The 18,314-nt window shown below is 74.1% G+C and carries 13 protein-coding genes; 12 read left to right on the top strand and 1 reads right to left on the bottom strand.

All coding sequences use genetic code 11. From position 1 onward, the window contains the following. Positions 1-6: 6 nt before the first annotated feature. Positions 7-1,470: a DNA repair protein RadA gene (locus tag ABIE39_RS16585; RefSeq protein ID WP_034654931.1), complete on the bottom strand. Its 1,464-nt coding sequence runs from the start codon at positions 1,468-1,470 to the stop codon at positions 7-9. A gap of 85 nt (positions 1,471-1,555) precedes the next feature. On the opposite strand from ABIE39_RS16585, the gene ABIE39_RS16580 reads away from it, so the two are divergent. From ABIE39_RS16580 to yjfF, 12 genes are all read left to right on the top strand, one after another. Continuing rightward, positions 1,556-2,089, top strand: a complete 534-nt coding sequence (locus ABIE39_RS16580) for an ion channel (protein ID WP_175007720.1) — start codon at positions 1,556-1,558, stop codon at positions 2,087-2,089. A gap of 509 nt (positions 2,090-2,598) precedes the next feature. Then, positions 2,599-5,775: a family 43 glycosylhydrolase gene (locus ABIE39_RS16575; protein ID WP_354052656.1), complete on the top strand. Its 3,177-nt coding sequence runs from the start codon at positions 2,599-2,601 to the stop codon at positions 5,773-5,775. 158 nt (positions 5,776-5,933) lie between these two features. Next, positions 5,934-6,674: a hypothetical protein gene (locus tag ABIE39_RS16570; protein WP_186810330.1), complete on the top strand. Its 741-nt coding sequence runs from the start codon at positions 5,934-5,936 to the stop codon at positions 6,672-6,674. Between the two features lie 79 nt (positions 6,675-6,753). Further along, complete coding sequence (gene proC, locus ABIE39_RS16565) at positions 6,754-7,629, top strand: pyrroline-5-carboxylate reductase (RefSeq protein ID WP_354052654.1); 876 nt, start codon at positions 6,754-6,756, stop codon at positions 7,627-7,629. Between the two features lie 35 nt (positions 7,630-7,664). Next, a complete protein-coding gene (locus ABIE39_RS16560; protein WP_175007801.1) occupies positions 7,665-8,717 on the top strand; it encodes a LacI family DNA-binding transcriptional regulator in 1,053 nt (350 codons plus the stop codon). A 116-nt stretch (positions 8,718-8,833) separates the two neighbouring features. Further along, a complete protein-coding gene (locus tag ABIE39_RS16555; RefSeq protein WP_354052652.1) occupies positions 8,834-10,507 on the top strand; it encodes a xylulokinase in 1,674 nt (557 codons plus the stop codon). After that, positions 10,504-11,262 carry an L-ribulose-5-phosphate 4-epimerase gene (locus ABIE39_RS16550; RefSeq protein ID WP_354052650.1) on the top strand — a complete coding sequence of 253 codons (759 nt, stop codon included), beginning with the start codon at positions 10,504-10,506 and terminating at the stop codon, positions 11,260-11,262. Before ABIE39_RS16555 ends, ABIE39_RS16550 begins: the two co-directional genes overlap by 4 nt. Positions 11,263-11,386: 124 nt before the next feature. Next, a complete protein-coding gene (gene araA / locus ABIE39_RS16545; RefSeq protein WP_175007725.1) occupies positions 11,387-12,895 on the top strand; it encodes an L-arabinose isomerase in 1,509 nt (502 codons plus the stop codon). Positions 12,896-13,275: 380 nt separating this feature from the next. Next, the gene (locus tag ABIE39_RS16540; RefSeq protein WP_031315144.1) at positions 13,276-14,295 is read left to right on the top strand and encodes an ABC transporter substrate-binding protein; all 1,020 of its coding nucleotides are present in this window, start codon (positions 13,276-13,278) and stop codon (positions 14,293-14,295) included. 237 nt (positions 14,296-14,532) lie between these two features. Continuing rightward, a complete protein-coding gene (locus ABIE39_RS16535) occupies positions 14,533-16,071 on the top strand; it encodes a sugar ABC transporter ATP-binding protein (RefSeq protein WP_354052648.1) in 1,539 nt (512 codons plus the stop codon). Then, the gene (locus ABIE39_RS16530) at positions 16,068-17,126 is read left to right on the top strand and encodes an ABC transporter permease (protein ID WP_354052646.1); all 1,059 of its coding nucleotides are present in this window, start codon (positions 16,068-16,070) and stop codon (positions 17,124-17,126) included. The genes ABIE39_RS16535 and ABIE39_RS16530 overlap by 4 nt, the downstream gene beginning before the upstream one ends. A gap of 83 nt (positions 17,127-17,209) precedes the next feature. Then, positions 17,210-18,187 carry a galactofuranose ABC transporter, permease protein YjfF gene (yjfF, locus tag ABIE39_RS16525; protein ID WP_074809335.1) on the top strand — a complete coding sequence of 326 codons (978 nt, stop codon included), beginning with the start codon at positions 17,210-17,212 and terminating at the stop codon, positions 18,185-18,187. The last annotated feature ends 127 nt before the right edge of the window (positions 18,188-18,314 follow it).

Genomic DNA, 18,314 nt, shown 5'->3' with positions numbered 1-18,314 from the left:
GGGCGCTCAGCTCCGCGCGAGCTCGACCGCCTCGCCGAGGTGCCGCGCCGGGTGGATGGTCATGCCCTCGACGGGGCGCGGGAACGACCCCCGCGGCACGACGGCGCGCGTGAAGCCGAGGCGCGCGGCCTCGGCCAGCCTGCGGTCGAGGCCGGCGACCGGGCGGATGTCCCCGGCGAGGCCGACCTCGCCGAACGCGACGGTGCCCTGCGGGAGGGCCTCGTCCTCCCGCGCGGACAGGACGGCGAGCGCGATCGAGAGGTCGGCGGCCGGCTCGGTCACCTTGGCGCCGCCCACGGTCGACGCGTAGACGTCCTGGTCGACGAGCCGCACGCCCGCGTGGCGGTGCATGACGGCGAGGATCATCGCGAGGCGGCTCGAGTCGACGCCGCTCGTGGTGCGGCGCGGGTTCGTCAGCGAGCTCGGCACGACGAGCGACTGGATCTCGAGCGCGAGCGGGCGGCGGCCCTCGAGCGTCACGGTGACGCACGTTCCGGGCACGCCCGCGCCGGTGTGGGAGAGGAAGAGGCCGCTCGGGTCGGCGAGCCCCACGATCCCGTTCTCGGTGAGGTCGAAGCACCCGACCTCGTCGGTGGGCCCGTAGCGGTTCTTCACCGCGCGGACGAGGCGCAGGCGCGAGTGGCGGTCGCCCTCGAACTGGCACACGACGTCGACGAGGTGCTCGAGCGTGCGCGGGCCGGCGACCGAGCCGTCCTTCGTGACGTGCCCGACGAGGATCACGGGCAGGTCGCGGGCCTTCGCCGCGGCGATGAGCGACGCCGCGACCTCGCGCACCTGGCTCACACCGCCGGGCGCTCCCTCGACCTGCGCGGACGCGATGGTCTGTACCGAGTCGACCACCAGCAGGTCGGGCTCCGTGGCCTCGATGTGCCCGAGGACGGTCGCCAGGTCCGTCTCTGCCGCGAGCAGCAGCCCGGGCGCGAGGGCGCCGACGCGCTCGGCGCGCAGCCGCACCTGCCCGGCCGACTCCTCGCCCGTGACGTAGAGGACGCGCCGCGGGACGGGGGCGGGCCGCGCCGCCTCCGCGGGCGCGCGCTCTCCGGCGGGCCGGACCGTCGGCAGGTCGGAGCCGCCCGCGGCGACGTTGCTCGCCACGGCGAGCAGGAGCGTCGACTTGCCGACGCCGGGCTCCCCGGCGAGGAGCACGACGGCACCCGGGACGATGCCGCCGCCGAGCACGCGGTCGAACTCGGACACGCCGGTGGGCGTGGCGCGCGCGGCCTCGACGCTGATCTCGCCGATGGGGCGCGCGGGGGAGCGCGTGGGCGACACGGCCGTGGTGCGGGGGCCCGAGGCGGCCGGGGCGTCCTCCGTCACCGTGCCCCACTCCTGGCACTCGCCGCACCGGCCCACCCACTTCGCGGTGGTCCACCCGCACTCGCTGCAGCGGTAGGCGGGGCGGGCTCGCTTGGCGGCCGCGGAGCGGGCCGCGGTGGTCGACGACGTCACGCGCCCCAACCTAGCCAGCACCCCTGACACCGGCACGCCGCCGGCACGCCGCGACGAGCGGGCGCCGGCGCGGGATGCTGGGCCCATGCGCAAGCGCGGCCTCTCGCACGACAGCCCGTGGTGGACGCCGATCCTCACGGTGACCTCGACGGTTGCGTGCCTGACGGTCTACTACGGCGTGCCCCTGCCCGACGACGCGCCCGAGGTGGTCCAGCTCGTCTCCTTCGGCATCGGGCTGGCGCTGCTGTGCGGGCTCCTCGTGGTCCAGGTGCGCCGCCAGCTCCGCGCGTGGGAGACGCCGAGCGTGCGGGTCCAGTCCGTCATGGGCCTGCTGCTGCCGGTCGTGACGTTCTTCGCGCTCGTCTACTACCTCCTCGCCGACCAGTTCGTGGGGATCGAGAACCGGACCGACGCGCTCTACTTCGCCGTCGTGACGCTCGGGACGGTCGGGTACGGCGACGTCCACCCCATGGGCGAGGCCGCGAAGATGGTGGCGATGGTCCAGATCGTGCTGGACCTCGTCGTCGTCGGCGTCCTGGTGTCCATCGCCACGTCTCGCGCCCGCGCCCGGGCGGAGCGCCGCGAGCGTGCAGAGCGCGCCGAAAACCACGCAGACTGATCTTTCGTCGGCAGGCTCTCCTCGTCCTGACGGCCAGGCGTCCGTGCGGCGGAAACCCAGGCCTTTCCTTCGGTGCACCGAGGACGCCCCACGCGGCCGTGCGGGCGGTGCTCCACCTCCACCCCGAAAACCATTGCGAAGCGGTTTCCGTCTGTGGCATGGTCGGCACGACGACCGGCTCGACGACGAGAGGTGGACGCCCGTGACGACGCGAGCGCGACGACGGCCCGCACCACGCACCGCCGCGGTGCGAGCCGCTCTCGGCCCGCCCGCCACCTGACCACGGGACCGCCACGGCGGTGCCCGGCGGTGACGCGTCCGACCCCCGCCCACGGGGGCGTCACCGCCGTCCCGCACGCCCGTACCGACCGTCGGACCGTCCGCCCTGCCCGCCGGCACGGGCTCCACGACCGTGCGCCCCGGGGGCCGAGGGAACTCCCGGGGCGCACGACCTCCACGCAGGACCCGCAGGCCGCGCCGACGCGGCCCGACCGTCAGGAGACCAGCCCATGACCGACAGGACCAGCACCCGGCCCTCCCGCGGGCGGAGCCCCGCGCGGGGGGTCGTCGCGAGCGTCGTGGGCGGCGCCCTCGCGCTCACCGGGATCGCCGCGACCACGGCCCCGGCCGCCACGGCGGCGGAGCCCTCCACGTTCACGAGCACGGAGAACCCGATCCTCGGGGACGGGAGCTACTACTCGGCCGACCCGGCCCCGCTCGTCGTGCCCGCGGGCGCGCCCGGGAACGCCACGGGCGCCGACCAGCTCTACGTCTACACCGGCCACGACGAGGCCGGTCCGCGGCAGAACGACTTCATCATGAACGAGTGGGGTGCGTTCGTGACGAGCGACGTCGACGCGGGAGAGTGGACGCACCACCCGTCCCTCATGCGCCCGGAGGAGGTCTTCGACTGGGCGACGCCGGGGCGCGCCTACGCGGGCCAGGTCGTGCAGGGCGTGGACGGGCGCTACTACTGGTACGTCCCCGTGCACGAGGCGGACAGCCCGGCGAGCGACGCGTTCGGCATCGGCGTCGCGGTCTCGGAGTCCCCGACGGGCCCCTGGAAGGACCACGTGGGCGCTCCGATCATCTCCCAGCGCGTCCCGACGCCGAACACGATCCACAACATCGACCCGACGGTCCTCGTGGACGGCGAGGGCGACGACGCCCGCGTCTACGTCTGGTGGGGCAGCTTCTCGAACCTGCGCATGCTCGAGCTGGGCCGGGACATGAGAACGCCGGTCGGCCAGGTCCGCACGGTCACGGGCCTCACCGGCTTCTTCGAGGCGGCGTGGGCGTTCGAGCGCGAGGGCACCTACTACATGGCCTACGCGGGGAACGACGCCGGCCCGACGTCCGCGTGCACCCCCGCCAGCTACCACGCGTGCATCGCGTACGGCACGGCGTCGTCGCCGGAGGGTCCGTGGACCTACCGCGGCACGGTCCTCGCCCCGGTGTCCTCCACCACGAGCCACCCGGGCATCCTCGAGTTCGACGGCGAGTGGTGGATCGCGTACCACACCGCGGACGCCGAGGGCGGCAACCACTTCCGCCGCTCCGTCGCGATCGACCGGGTCGAGTGGGACGACACGCAGTCGCCGCCGCGGATGAAGCAGGTCGTCACGACGCCGGAGAAGGTCCGGGACACGACCCCGCGCGCGAACGTCGCGCAGGAGGCGACGGTCACGGTCTCCAACGAGCCCGTGCCGACGCAGTACTGGAAGAAGGCGCTCAACGACGAGATCGTGCGGCCGAACCCGCTGCCCCCGGACATGTGGGGCACGTGGACGGGGAACAACCCGGCCCAGCAGTGGGTCCAGTACACGTGGGACCAGCCGGTGCGGGTCGCGGGCTCGCAGATCGAGTTCTGGAACGACCAGCCGCAGGGCACGGGCGTCGGCGTCGCGGCGCCCGCGTCGTGGCGCATCCAGTACTGGGACGCGGCCGACGGCGGCGCGTGGGTCGACGTGCGCGACCCGAGCGGCTACGGCACCGGGACGAACGGCTTCCAGGAGACGACGTTCGAGCCGGTCACGACGACCCAGGTGCGCGCGGTCCTCGACGCCTCGACCAACGGCAGCACCTACTCGGCGGTGGCCGTCGAGGAGTGGAAGGTCCTGGCGGAGCAGCCCGCCGCCGTCGAGCCGCCCGGCGCGACGGTCGAGGTGGGCGAGACGGACCTGCCCAGGACCGTCCCGGTGACCTACCCCGACGGGGAGACGCTCCACGTCCCGGCGTTCTGGGACGCCGTCGGGGCCGACGACGTCGCCGCCCCGGGCGCGTTCACGGTCGACGGGTCGGTGCTCGGGTACGCGGGCGGACGGGTGACGACGGGCGTCACGGTGGTCCCGGCGGAGCCGGCACCGGGCGACGAGACGCCCCCGACGCTCACCCTCACGCCGCTCGGCAGCGCGGGCAGCGGCGGCTGGTTCCGCTCGGACGTGCGCGTGCGCGTCGACGGCACCGACGACTCGGGCGGGCGCGTGGTGCTCACCACGCGTGTCGACGACGGTGCGCCCGTCGTCACGGACCCGGTGCGGACGGCCGAGGTCGCGGTGGCCGGGGACGGCGAGCACCGTGTCGTGGCGACGGCCGCGGACCGCGCGGGCAACCTCTCCGAGGAGGTGTCGCTCGACGTGCGGATCGACCGGGTGGCGCCGGTCAGCAGCGGCGTGCTCGACGCCGCGGCGCGCACCGTGACGGTCACGGCGACCGACGCGACCTCGGGCGTCGCGCGCGTCGAGTACGCGATCGGCACCGGGGCGTGGCGGACGTACGACGGTCCGGTGGCCCCGCCGGACACGAACCAGCACCGCGTGTCGTTCCGCGCGGTGGACGCGGCGGGCAACGCGGAGACGCCGAAGGTCGTCACCGTCCCGGCGGACGTCTCCGGCCCGCTCACGGGGAACGTCGCGTCGATCGCGACGGCGAGCGCGTCGTACACCGCCGGGTGGAACAGCGTGGGCGCGCTCAACGACGGCGCCGACCCGGCGAACCCGAGCCAGGCCCAGATCTGGGGCACGTGGTCCGGGACGCGCCCGGCCACCCAGTGGGTCCGGTACGACTGGTCCCGGCCCGTCCGCCTCACGGGCGCCGAGCTGAAGTTCTGGCGGGACTCGAACCCGGGCACCGGGGACGGCGTCGTCCGCCCCGACGCGTGGGCGCTCGAGTACTGGGACGAGGCGGCGCAGGCGTGGGCTCCGGTGGCGAACCCCTCCGGGTACGGCACGAGCACGACCGCCTTCAACACGGTCGCCTTCGACCCGGTCACCACGTCGCGGCTGCGGGCGACGTTCACGGCGAACGGCAACGGCAGCACGTACTCCGCCGTCGCGGTCACGGAGTGGCGCGTGTTCGCGGACGACCCGGGCACGGGCGGCCCCGGGCCGGACCTCCCCGTCACGGTGACGGCGCAGCCGCGCTGCCTCGCCGGGAAGGCGTACGTCGCGGTCGTCGCGAGCCACGAGCACGACGGCCCGGTCGACCTGGTCGTCGAGACCCCCTACGGCACGCGCGAGTTCCCCGCCGTCGCCCCGGGTCGGAGCGCGTACCAGTCGTTCGCGGTGCGCGCGGCGGACGTCCCGGCGGGCGGCGTCGTCGTCCGGGCGGCCGCGACGGTCGACGGCGCGGCGGTCACGTCGGAGACGACGGCGGAGCACACCGGGCTGGGCTGCGGACGACAGTGACGACGGGCGGGTGAACCCGCCCGGCGCGTGCCCGACACCCCGCGCCATCGCGGGGGTTCGGGCACGCGCGCGTCCTACGCTGGGCCGCGGGGCCCCGGGGCCACGGCCCGGAGGGTCGGCGGCCCACGAGGACCACCCAGAGCAGAGAGGTGCGCGCGATGAGCCAGCCGCCCGGCGGGGGCACGCCAGGACGGGCCGCCACCCCGGCGCGCCCAGGGGCGAGGGCGGGCGCGGCGGGTCCGTCGGGTCCCCGCCGCCCCGTCGACGCGACGGGCGCGCGGGACCGGCGGCACTCCCGCCCCCCGTCGGCGGCGGTGTACCGGCGCCGACGGCTCGTCGTGCTGGTCGGCCTCCTGGTCGTCGTGGGCCTCGTGCTGGCGCTCCTCGCCTGGGTGTGGCCGGGTTTCGCCCGCTCGGACGCCGGGGCGGACCCCGAGCCGACGGTCACCGTCACCGCCGACCCGCCGACGCCGACGCTCGAGCCCGTGGCACGCACCGGCACGACCGCGTTCGCGCAGGCGCTCCCGGACTCCGTGCTCGACCTCGTGCTGCGCAGCGACTCGGCGACGGACGCGTGGACCGCCGCGCGCGCCCTCGAGGCGTACCAGCTCGAGTACGCCGACGGCGAGGGGGACGACGCGACCCGGGTCACCGTCGTCGCGGGCCAGTGGCCGACGTCCGCGGAGGCGGAGGCCGCCGCGGACGACCTCGTCGCCGCGGCGGGCACCCCCACGGACGAGGGCGACGTCGAGGTCGCCGGGGAGGTCGCGGGCCGGTACGCCGTGACCGACGCGGGCGACGGCCGGGCCACCGTCACGTGGCGCAACGACACGGCCGTCCTCCAGGCGACGGGGCCCGCCGACGTCGTGGCCGACGTCTACGCCGCCTTCCCGCTCTGAGCCGCGGCGCCCCCGCGACGGCCCGCACCCTCCGGGTGCGCGAGAATGCCCTTCACCGACCACCGGGAGCTGATCGTCCATGACCGACCTGCCGACCCCGCCCGCGCCCCGGCTCGCCGTCCTCGGCACGGGCGTCATGGGCGAGACCGTCCTCGCGGGTGCGCTCGCGTCGGGGTGGCGTCCCGACGACGTCGTCGCGACGGTCCGCCGGCCCGAGCGCGCCGAGGAGCTCGCCGCGCGCCACGGCGTCCGGACGTCGCGCGACAACGTCGAGGCCGTGCGCGGCGCCGGGGTCGTCGTCGTCGCCGTGAAGCCGAAGGACGTCGGCGCGCTGCTCGCCGAGGTCCACGACGCGGTGGGCGCGGGGGCGGTCGTCGTGAGCGTCGTCGTCGGCCTCCCGACCTCCTTCTACGAGGAGCGGCTGCCCGCGGGCACCGCCGTCGTGCGGGTCATGCCGAACACGCCGTCCGTCGTCGGCGCCGGCGTGAGCGCCGTGAGCGGCGGCCGCGCCGCGGACGACGACGTCGTCGCGCTCGTCGAGCGGCTGCTCGCCGCGACGGGCCTCGTCGTGCGCGTCGCGGAGAAGGACCAGGACGCCGTCGGCGCGCTCTCCGGCTCCGGGCCCGCCTACGTCTTCTACGTCATCGACGCGCTCGCCGAGGCGGGGGTGCTGCTCGGCCTCACGCGCGCGACGGCGCTCGAGCTCGCGACCGCGACCGTGCACGGCGCGGCCACGATGCTGCGCGAGACGGGCGAGCACCCGGCGATCGCGCGCGAGCGCGTCTCGTCGCCGGGCGGCACGACGGTCGCGGCCCTGCGCCGTCTCGACGCGGGCGGGGTGCGCGCGGCGTTCCTCGACGCGCTCGAGGCCGCGCGCGACCGTTCGGCCGAGCTTGCGGCGGCGCTCGCGGACGCCCCGGCGCCGCGCGCGGGGACCGAGGGGGCCGGGTCGTGAGCGACGGGCCGTCGCCCCGCACGCGCCCGCCCGCGATGTCGGACGTCGCGCGGCTCGCCGGCGTCTCGCACCAGACGGTGTCCCGCGTGCTCAACGACCACCCGAGCGTGCGGCCCGAGACCCGCGACCGCGTCCTCGACGCGATCGCGACGCTCGGCTACCGCCGCAACAGCGCGGCGCGCGCGCTCGTCACGATGCGCTCGGGCACGATCGGCGTGGTCACCACCGGCTCCGCGCTGTACGGGCCGACGTCGACCCTCATCGCGGTCGAGGAGGCCGCGCGCGAGCAGGGCTACTTCGTGAGCGTCGCGACGATCCGGCGCTACGACGCCGACACGATGCACCGCGTGCTCGAGCACTTCATGGACCAGGGCGTCGAGGGCATCGTGGTCATCGCGCCGCAGACGGACGTCGCGGCGGCGGTGGACTCGTTCCGCGCGCCCGTCCCCGTCATCATGATCGCCGCGCGCGACCTGCCCGCGGACGGCGAGGCGACCGACGTCGTGCGCCCCGGGGCCGGGGCGCTCGGCGCGCCCGGGGCGATCCTCTCCATCGCCGTGGACCAGCGGCTGGGTGCCCGGGTCGCGACGGAGCACCTGCTCGGGCTCGGCCACCGCACGGTCCTCCACCTGTCGGGGCCGCTCGACTGGTTCGACGCGCGCGAGCGCGAGACGGGGTGGCGCGCCGCGCTCGAGGAGCACGACGCCCCGGTGCCCGAGCCGGTGCGGGGCGACTGGTCGTCGGACCGTGGGTACGCCGTCGGGCGCGAGCTCGCGGCCGCGGTCCGCGCGGGCGACGGCCCGACGGCGGTGTTCGCGGGCAACGACCAGCTCGCGCTCGGCCTGCTGCGCGCGTTCTGGGAGCAGGGCGTGCGGGTGCCGGCGGACGTCTCGGTGGTCGGGTTCGACGACGTCGCGGGGGCGGGCCACTTCATCCCGCCGCTGACGACGGTGCGTCAGCCGTTCGGGTCCTTGGGGCGCCGGTGCATGGGGATGATGATCGACGCGCTGGCAGGCGCCACGGTCCGCCCCGTCTCGATCCCGCCCGAGCTCATGGTGCGCGAGAGCACGGGCACGCCGCGCGACTGACCGCGTGCCCCTCCCGGCGGGCGCGCGGAGGGGAGTTGGCCTCGCCGGTTGTGAGCGCTAACATTCGAGGGACACTCAACGACCGAGGCGCGACGCCGCGACGAGGAGAAGCAGCAATGGTGCAGCAGGACGAGGTCGGGCGCCGACGGGCGGCCGTCGTGGCGGGGGACACCGCGCTCGGGATCGAGCTCGGGTCGACGCGGATCAAGGCGTGCCTCGTGGACGGCGACGGCACGCCGCTCGCGAGCGGGAGCCACGCGTGGGAGAACCGGTTCGAGGACGGCACGTGGACGTACCCGCTCGACGCCGTCGAGACCGGGCTGCGCGAGTGCTACGCGCGCCTCGTGGCCGACGTCGAGGAGCGGTACGGCGTGCGTCCCACGACGTACGGGGCGCTCGGCGTCTCCGCGATGATGCACGGCTACCTCGCGTTCGACGCCGACGGCGAGCTGCTCGTCCCGTTCCGCACGTGGCGCAACACGTCGACCGGTCCGGCCGCCGCCGAGCTCACCGGGCTGCTCGGGTACAACGTCCCGCTGCGCTGGTCGGTCGCGCACTGGTACCAGGCGATCCTCGACGCCGAGCCCCACGCGGCGCGCGTCGCGTCGCTCACGACGCTCGCCGGGTACGTGCACCGGCGCCTCACGGGCCGTCACGTGCTCGGCGTCGGCGACGCGTCCGGCATGTTCCCGGTCGACCCGGTGACGCGCGACTACGACCACGCGCTCCTCGCGCTCGTGGACGAGCGCGCCGCGACGCACCGGGCCGGGCCGAAGCTCGCCGAGCTGCTGCCGGACGTCCTCGTCGCGGGCGAGGACGCCGGGCGCCTGACCGCCGAGGGCGCGGCCTGGCTCGACCCCACCGGGTCGTTGGAGCCCGGCGTCCTGCTGTGCCCGCCCGAGGGCGACGCGGGCACGGGCATGGTCGCGACGAACGCCGTCGCGCCGCGCACGGGCAACGTCAGCGCGGGCACGAGCATCTTCGCGATGGTCGTGCTCGAGGGTCCGCTCGCCGCCGTGCACCACGAGCTCGACCTCGTCACGACGCCGGCGGGCGACCTCGTCGCGATGGTCCACTGCAACAACGGCGCGAGCGAGCTCGACGCGTGGGCCGGCCTGCTCGGCGAGCTCGCCGCGGCCGTCGGCAGCACCGCGAACCCGGACGACGTCTTCGGCGCGCTGTTCCGCGCCGCGCTCGACGGCGACGCCGACGGCGGCGGGCTGCTCGCGTACAACTACCTGGCCGGGGAGCCGATCACCGGGCTCGACGAGGGGCGGCCCCTCGTCGTCCGCACGCCCGGCAGCCGCCTGACGCTCGCCAACTTCGCGCGGGCGCAGGTGTACGGCGCGTTCGGGACCCTCGCGCTCGGGATGCGCGTGCTCGCGGGGGAGGGCGTCCGGATCGACGGGATGCTCGCCCACGGCGGGATGTTCCGTACCGCGGGCGTCGCGCAGCGGCTGCTCGCCGCCGCGATCGGCGCGCCGGTGAGCGTCGGGCGCACGGCGGGCGAGGGCGGTGCGTGGGGCATCGCGGTCCTCGCGGGCTACGCGCGCGACCGGGCGTCGTCGGGCGCCGCGTCCGGCTCGACGGACGGTGCCGCCGCCCTCGACCTCGGCGCGTACCTGCGCGAGCACGTCTTCGCGACGGCCGAGACGGTGACGGTCGAGCCCGACCCCGCGGACGTCGCCGGCTTCGCCGCGTACCTCGAGCGGTACGCGGCCGGCCTCGCCGTGGAACGCGCCGCGGTGACAGCGCTGCCCACCCGTACCGATGGAGAGGACCTCGCATGAGCACGCCCACCCCCGCCCCGGACGGGACGGCCGCGCGCCCCGCCGTCCCGGCGGTGCCCGCGCACCTGCGCGACGCCGTCGACGCCGCCAAGGAGCGCGTCGCCGCGCTGCACGCCGAGCTGCCCCGTTGGGAGCTCGTCGTGTGGACGGCGGGCAACGTGTCCGAGCGCGTCCGGGACGCCACGCGTCCCGACGGCGCGGGCGACCTGCTCGTCATCAAGCCGTCGGGCGTCGCGTACGACGACATCACCCCCGGCGCGATGGTCGTGTGCGACCTCGACGGGGCCCTCGTCGAGGGCGACCGGTCGCCGTCGTCGGACACGGCGGCGCACGCGTACGTGTACCGCCACCTGCCCGAGGTGGGCGGGGTGGTGCACACGCACTCGACCTACGCGACGGCCTGGGCCGCGCGCGGCGAGCCGGTGCCGTGCGTCCTGACGATGATGGCCGACGAGTTCGGGGGCGACATCCCCGTGGGGCCGTTCGCGCTCATCGGGGACGACTCGATCGGGCGCGGCATCGTCGAGACGCTGCGCGAGTCGCGCAGCCCCGCGGTCCTCATGCGCAACCACGGCCCGTTCACCATCGGCAAGGACGCGCGCGCGGCGGTCAAGGCGGCCGTCATGTGCGAGGAGGTCGCCCGCACCGTGCACGTCAGCCGCCAGCTCGGCGAGCCCACGCGCATCGCGCAGGACGACGTCGACGCGCTCTACGCGCGCTACCAGCACGTCTACGGGCAGCAGCCCGCGCGCTGACCGGCGGGCCGCCCCGACCCGGTCGTCCGGGCCTGGCGGCGCACCCGGCACGACACGCAGCACGACCATCGGGACAGGACCGCAGCGGTGCGGCCCTCGCCCACGACACGAGAGATGGACCGACATGAGCAAGCCCTACGCGGACCGCGAGATCTGGTTCCTCACCGGTAGCCAGGACCTGTACGGAGAGGAGACGCTGCGGCAGGTCGCCGAGCAGTCGCAGGAGGTCGCGCGCGCCCTCGACGCGTCGCCGGACGTCCCGGCCACCGTCGTCTGGAAGCCCGTCCTCAAGGACGCCGGCGCGATCCGCCGCGCGATGCTCGACGCCAACGCCGACGACCGCGTGCTCGGCGTCGTGACGTGGATGCACACGTTCAGCCCCGCGAAGATGTGGATCGGTGGTCTCGACCAGCTCCGCAAGCCGCTCCTGCACCTGCACACGCAGGCGAACGTCGAGCTGCCGTGGGACACGATCGACTTCGACTTCATGAACCTCAACCAGGCCGCGCACGGCGACCGCGAGTACGCGTACGTCGCGACGCGGCTCGGGGTGGCGCGCACGACGGTCGTCGGGCACGTCTCGAACCCGGCCGTGACGGCGCGCGTCGGCTCGTGGGTGCGCGGTGCCGCCGGGTGGGCGGCGACGCACGAGCTGCGCCTCGCGCGCTTCGGCGACAACATGCGCAACGTCGCGGTGACGGAGGGCGACAAGACCGAGGCGGAGCTCCGGTTCGGTGTGAGCGTGAACACGTGGGGAGTGAACGACCTCGTGCGCGCGGTCGAGGAGGTCTCCGAGGCCGATGTCGACGCGCTCGTCGCGGAGTACGAGGACCTCTACGACGTGGTCCCCGAGCTGCGCAAGGACGGCGACCGGCACGCCTCGCTGCGGTATGCCGCCCGGCAGGAGATCGCGCTCGAGACGTTCCTCGAGTCCGTGGGCGCCAAGGCGTTCACGACGAACTTCGAGGACCTGGGCGACCTGCGCCAGCTCCCCGGCATCGCCGTGCAGCGCCTCATGTCCAAGGGCTACGGGTTCGGGGCCGAGGGCGACTGGAAGACGGCCGTGCTCGTGCGCGCCGCGAAGGTCATGGGCGCAGGGCTGCCCGGCGGCGCGTCGCTCATGGAGGACTACACCTACGACCTCACGCCCGGGAGCGAGAAGATCCTCGGCGCCCACATGCTCGAGATCTGCCCGTCGCTCACGACGTCGAAGCCCCGGGTCGAGATCCACCCGCTCGGCATCGGTGGCAAGGAGGACCCGGTCCGCATGGTGTTCGACGCCGACCCGGGCGTCGGCGTCGTCGTGTCCCTCGCGGACATGCGCGACCGCTTCCGGCTCACGGCGAACGTCGTGGACGTCGTCCCGCCGAGCGCGCCGCTGCCGCACCTGCCCGTGGCTCGCGCGGTGTGGGAGCCGCGGCCGGACTTCGCGACGTCCGCGGAGGCCTGGCTGACGGCGGGCGGCGCGCACCACACGGTGCTCTCGACGGCCGCGGGGATCGACGCGTTCGAGGTCTTCGCGGACATCGCGCGCACGGAGCTCCTGGTCATCGACGAGGGCACGACGCGTCGGGGCTTCCGCGACCAGGTGCGGTGGAACCAGGTCTACTACCGCCTCGCGCAGGGCCTCTGAGGCTCGGGGGAGCCGCCCCCGCACGGTCCGGTCCTGGCTGACGGCCGTGACCGAACCGTGACGGGGCGGCGGCTTCCCCTGGAGCCGTGTGAGCGCTAACATCGTCTCTCGGGAGGGTGTGAGCGATCACATCCGCGGGCCCAGGGTCTCGCCCTTCGCCTCGTTCCGCACCACGGGCACGTCGCAGTGCCGAGCGGTGACCGAAACGGTTACCGAACGGTGATGTGGAACGCCGGGTGGGGGCTTGCGGGAGGGGGCCTGACACCGCTAGACATTGACACAAGCAAACATGTATCAACAAGAGTCAACAGTCCGATGAGGGGCTGGCACGACCGACGGTCCTCGGCACGGCGCCGGGGTCGCATCTCAAGGAGGAGAGCATGTTCAGCACGACCAAGGCGCGCACGCGTCTGACGGGTGTCCTCGCCGGCGTGGCGGTCCTCGCGCTCGCGGCGTGCAGCAGCGGGGGCGGCAGCACGGACGGCAGCAGCAACGACGCGGGCGGCGACGGCGGCGGTGGCGGCGACACGATCTCCGTCGGCTTCTCGCAGGTCGGCGCCGAGTCCGGCTGGCGCGCGGCGAACACCAAGTCCATCCAGGACACGCTCACGGCCGAGAACGGCTTCGACCTCAAGTTCTCCGACGCGCAGCAGAAGCAGGAGAACCAGATCCAGGCGATCCGCTCCTACATCGCGCAGGGCGTCGACGTCATCGCGTTCTCCCCGGTCGTCGAGTCCGGCTGGGACGCCGTGCTCGAGGAGGCCAAGCAGGCCGGCATCCCCGTGATCCTCACCGACCGCGCGGTCGACTCCGAGGACGACACCCTCTACGAGTCGTTCATCGGCTCCGACTTCGTCCTCGAGGGCGAGATGGCCGGTGACTGGGTCTCCGAGAACCTCGCGACCGAGCCCATCAACGTGGTCGAGCTCCAGGGCACCACGGGCGCCGCGCCCGCGATCGATCGCAAGACCGGCTTCGAGAACGCCACGGCGGACAACCCCAACGTGACGATCATCGACTCCCAGACCGGCAACTTCACGCGTGCCGAGGGCAAGACGGTCATGGAGGGCTTCCTCCAGGCGCACGACGACATCGACCTCGTCTACGCGCACAACGACGACATGGGCCTCGGCGCCATCGAGGCCATCGAGGCCGCCGGTCTCGTCCCGGGCGAGGACATCAAGATCGTCACCGTCGACGCGGTCAAGGACGGCATGCAGGCGCTCGCCGACGGCAAGATCAACTTCATCGTCGAGTGCAACCCGCTGCTCGGCCCGGACCTGGCCGACATCATCAAGAAGGTCGTCGCAGGCGAGGAGGTCGAGAAGCGCATCGTCGTCAAGGACGAGTCCTTCACGCAGGAGCAGGCGATCGAGGCGCTCCCGACGCGCGAGTACTGAGCGCACCGAGCGCGCCGAGCGGACCGCCCGGGACGACCCGGGCACCCGCTCCGCACCGCCCCGGCGGGGCCGGTCGACGCCGACCGGCCCCGCCACCACGGACGGGTCGCGCGCCGGGAGAGCACGTCTCCCCGGCGCGCGGCCGACGCACCACCGCCGGCTTGCCGACGTCGCCGGCGTCCTGAGGCGCCCCGGGGCCCGGCAGCCCCGTCGCCACCGCTGCACGGAAGGTCACCCATGACTACCGCCGTCCCCGACGGTCGGCCCGTCGTCGAGATGACCGGGATCTCGATCGAGTTCCCGGGCGTCAAGGCGCTCGACGGAGTCGACCTCACGCTCCGGCCCGGAGAGGTCCACGCCCTCATGGGCGAGAACGGCGCCGGCAAGTCGACGCTCATCAAGGCGCTCACCGGCGTCTACTCGATCGACTCCGGTCGCATCCTCGTCGACGGCGCCGAGCACACGTTCTCGGGCCCGGGCGAGGCCCAGGCCGCCGGCGTCTCGCCGGTGTACCAGGAGGTCAACCTCTGCGAGAACCTCTCGGTCGCCGAGAACATCATGCTCGGCCACGAGCCGCGCCGCCTCGGTGCGATCGACTGGCGGGCCACGCGCCGTCGGGCGGGGGAGATGCTCGCGCGTCTCAACCTCGACATCGACCCGGCGTCCTCGCTCTCGAGCCACTCCCTCGCCGTGCAGCAGCTCGTGGCGATCTGCCGCGCGCTCGTCGTCGAGTGCAAGGTGCTCATCCTCGACGAGCCGACGTCCAGCCTCGACGCGGACGAGGTCGCCCAGCTGTTCGCCGTCGTGCGGCGCCTGCGCGACGAGGGCGTCGCGATCCTCTTCGTCTCGCACTTCCTCGAGCAGGTGTACGAGATCTCCGACCGCATGACCGTGCTGCGCAACGGCAAGCTCGTCGGCGAGTACGTCACCGCCGAGCTGCCGCGCCTCGAGCTCGTCTCCAAGATGATCGGCACCTCGCTCGAGGTGCTCGAGGAGCTCGAGGAGGCGCCCAAGCGCTCGGTCGCCGACCGCGACGCGACGCCGTTCGTCCAGGCGCTCGGCGTCGGCCGCAAGGGCTCGGTGCAGCCGTTCGACCTCGACGTCTACCCGGGCGAGGTCGTCGGGCTCGCGGGCCTCCTCGGCTCGGGCCGCACCGAGCTCGCCCGCCTGCTCGCGGGCGCGGACCGCGCGGACAGCGGCCAGGTCCGCATCGGCGGCGCGCTCGCCCGGCTGCGCACGCCGCGCAGCGCGATGCAGCGCAAGATCGCGTTCTCCTCGGAGCACCGCAAGGCCGAGGGCATCGTGGGCGACCTGACGATCCGCGAGAACATCGTGCTCGGGCTCCAGGCGGAGCGCGGGTGGGCCCGGCGCCTGCCGCGCAAGCAGGTCGACGAGATCGTCGAGAAGTACATCAGCGCGCTCGCGATCCGCCCCGCCAACCCGGACGCGCTCATCAGGAACCTCTCGGGCGGCAACCAGCAGAAGGTGCTCCTCGCGCGCTGGCTCGCGACGGCGCCCAAGCTCCTCATCCTCGACGAGCCGACGCGCGGCATCGACGTCGGGGCGAAGGCCGAGATCCAGAAGCTCGTCGCCCAGCTCTCGGGCGAGGGCATGTCGGTCGTGTTCATCTCGGCCGAGCTCGAGGAGGTGCTGCGGCTCAGCCACCGCATCGCCGTCATGCGCGACCGCGTCAAGGTCGCGGAGATCACCAACGACGAGGACGTCACGGTCGAGGACGTCGTCGAGCTCATCGCGAGCGGAGGGCAGGAGTCATGAGCACCACGGCACCCGCCTGGCAGCGCGTCGTCCAGCACCGGCTCTTCTGGCCGATCGTCGCGCTGGTCGTGCTGCTGGCGGTCAACACGGTCAACCGGCCGAGCTTCCTGTCCATCCGGCTGCAGGACGGGCACCTCTTCGGGTCGCTCGTCAACCTGCTGAAGAACGGTGCGCCGCTGCTGCTCGTCGCGCTCGGCATGACCCTCGTCATCGCGACGCGCGGCATCGACCTGTCGGTCGGCGCGGTGGTCGCGATCTCCGGGGCCGTCGCGCTGAGCTTCATCGCGTCGTCGCCCACGCCGGACAGCCTGACGACCGTCCTCGTCGCCGTGGGGATCGCGCTCGCGCTGTCCTTCGTCCTCGGCGTGTGGAACGGGTTCCTCGTCTCCGTCCTCGGGATCCAGCCCATCATCGCGACGCTCGTGCTCATGACCGCGGGCCGCGGCGTCGCGATGCTCATCACGAACGGGCAGATCACCACGGTCAACAGCGCACCGTTCAAGTCCATCGGGTCCGGGTTCTGGTTCGGCGTCCCCGTGGCGGTCGTGCTCGCGGGGATCGTCTTCGCGGCCGTCGCGCTCCTCACCCGCCGCACCGCGCTCGGCATGCTCATCGAGTCCGTCGGGATCAACCCCGAGGCGAGCCGCCTCGCGGGCGTCAAGGCGCGCAGCATCATCTGGACCGTCTACGCGGTGTGCGCCCTCTTCGCGGGCCTCGCCGGCCTCATGATCTCCTCGAGCACCATGGCGGCCGACGCCAACAACGCCGGGCTCTTCATCGAGCTCGACGCGATCCTCGCCGTCGTCATCGGCGGCACGTCGCTCGCGGGCGGGAAGTTCTCGCTCTCCGGCACCCTGGTCGGCGTCCTCATCATCCAGACGCTCACCCTCACGGTGACCATGCTCGGCATCTCGCCGTCCGTCACGCCCCTGTTCAAGGCGATCGTCGTCATCGCGGTCTGCCTCGCGCAGTCCCCGAAGGTGCGCGACCTGGTCGCCGCCCGACGACGTCGCGCGGCCCCGACGGCCGCCGCGGTCGCGGAGGTGAGCGCCTGATGTCCGCCGTGCAGACCCCTGCCCCGACCTCTCCGCCCGACCCCCGGGGCGCCGAGACCGCCGCCCCCGGAGGCCGACCGACCATGACCGAGCGACTCACGAGCCGCGTGCGCCTCGACCGGCGCTACCTCCCGGTCCTCGGCACGTTCGCGGTGCTGGCGCTCATGCTCGTCGTGGGCGGGAGCCGGTACGAGAACTTCCTCTCGGCCCGCGTCATCTCCAACCTGTTCATCAACAACTCGTTCCTCATCGTGCTCGCGGTCGGGATGACCTTCGTCATCCTCACCGGCGGCATCGACCTCTCCGTAGGTGCCGTGGTGGCGCTGTCGGGCATCACGACGGCGTCGCTCCTCCAGAGCGGGTGGCCGGTCGCGGTGGTGCTCGTCATCGCGGTCCTCATCGGCACCGTGCTGGGGCTCGCCGTCGGGCTCATGGTCCACGTGTTCGACATCCAGCCGTTCATCGCGACGCTCGCCGCGATGTTCCTCGCGCGCGGCCTGTGCTACGTCATCAGCCTCCAGTCCATCCCGATCACGAACGAGTCGTTCGTGGCGCTCGCGGGCTGGAGCCAGGAGATCGGCGACGGCTGGCGCCTGACGACGGCGGTCATCATCGCCCTCGTCGTCGTCGCGATCGCGTTCTACGTGCTCCACTACACGCAGTTCGGCCGCACCGTCTACGCGATCGGCGGGGGCGAGCAGTCGGCGATGCTCATGGGCCTGCCCGTCGCGCGCACGAAGGTGCTCGTGTACGTGGTGAGCGGCACGTGCGCCGGCATCGGCGGCCTGCTGTTCGCGATGTTCTCGCGGTCCGGCTACTCGCTCACGGGCGTCGGCATGGAGCTCGACGCGATCGCGGCGGTCGTCATCGGCGGGACGCTCCTCACGGGCGGGACGGGCTTCGTGCTCGGGTCCGTGCTCGGCGTGCTCGTGCTGGGCCTCATCCAGACGATCATCACGTTCGAGGGCACCCTCAGCTCGTGGTGGACGAAGATCGTCATCGGCGTGCTGCTGCTGGTCTTCGTGATCCTGCAGCGCGTCCTCGTCGTCAGGCGGAGGTGAGCCGGGGGGGCCCGCCCCCCCCCGGGGGGGGCCCCCCCCGCCCCCCCCGGGGGGGGGGGGCGCGGGGGGGGGCCCCGGCCCCCCCCCCGCCGCCCCCCCCCCCGGGGCGGGGGGGCGCCCCCCCCGG

This window comes from Cellulosimicrobium sp. 4261 (genome assembly GCF_040546915.1).
In the GTDB taxonomy this organism is placed as follows: domain Bacteria; phylum Actinomycetota; class Actinomycetes; order Actinomycetales; family Cellulomonadaceae; genus Cellulosimicrobium; species Cellulosimicrobium cinnabarinum.
Note: the sequence above shows the minus strand (reverse complement) of the source record. Positions and strands in the feature narration are given on the sequence as shown.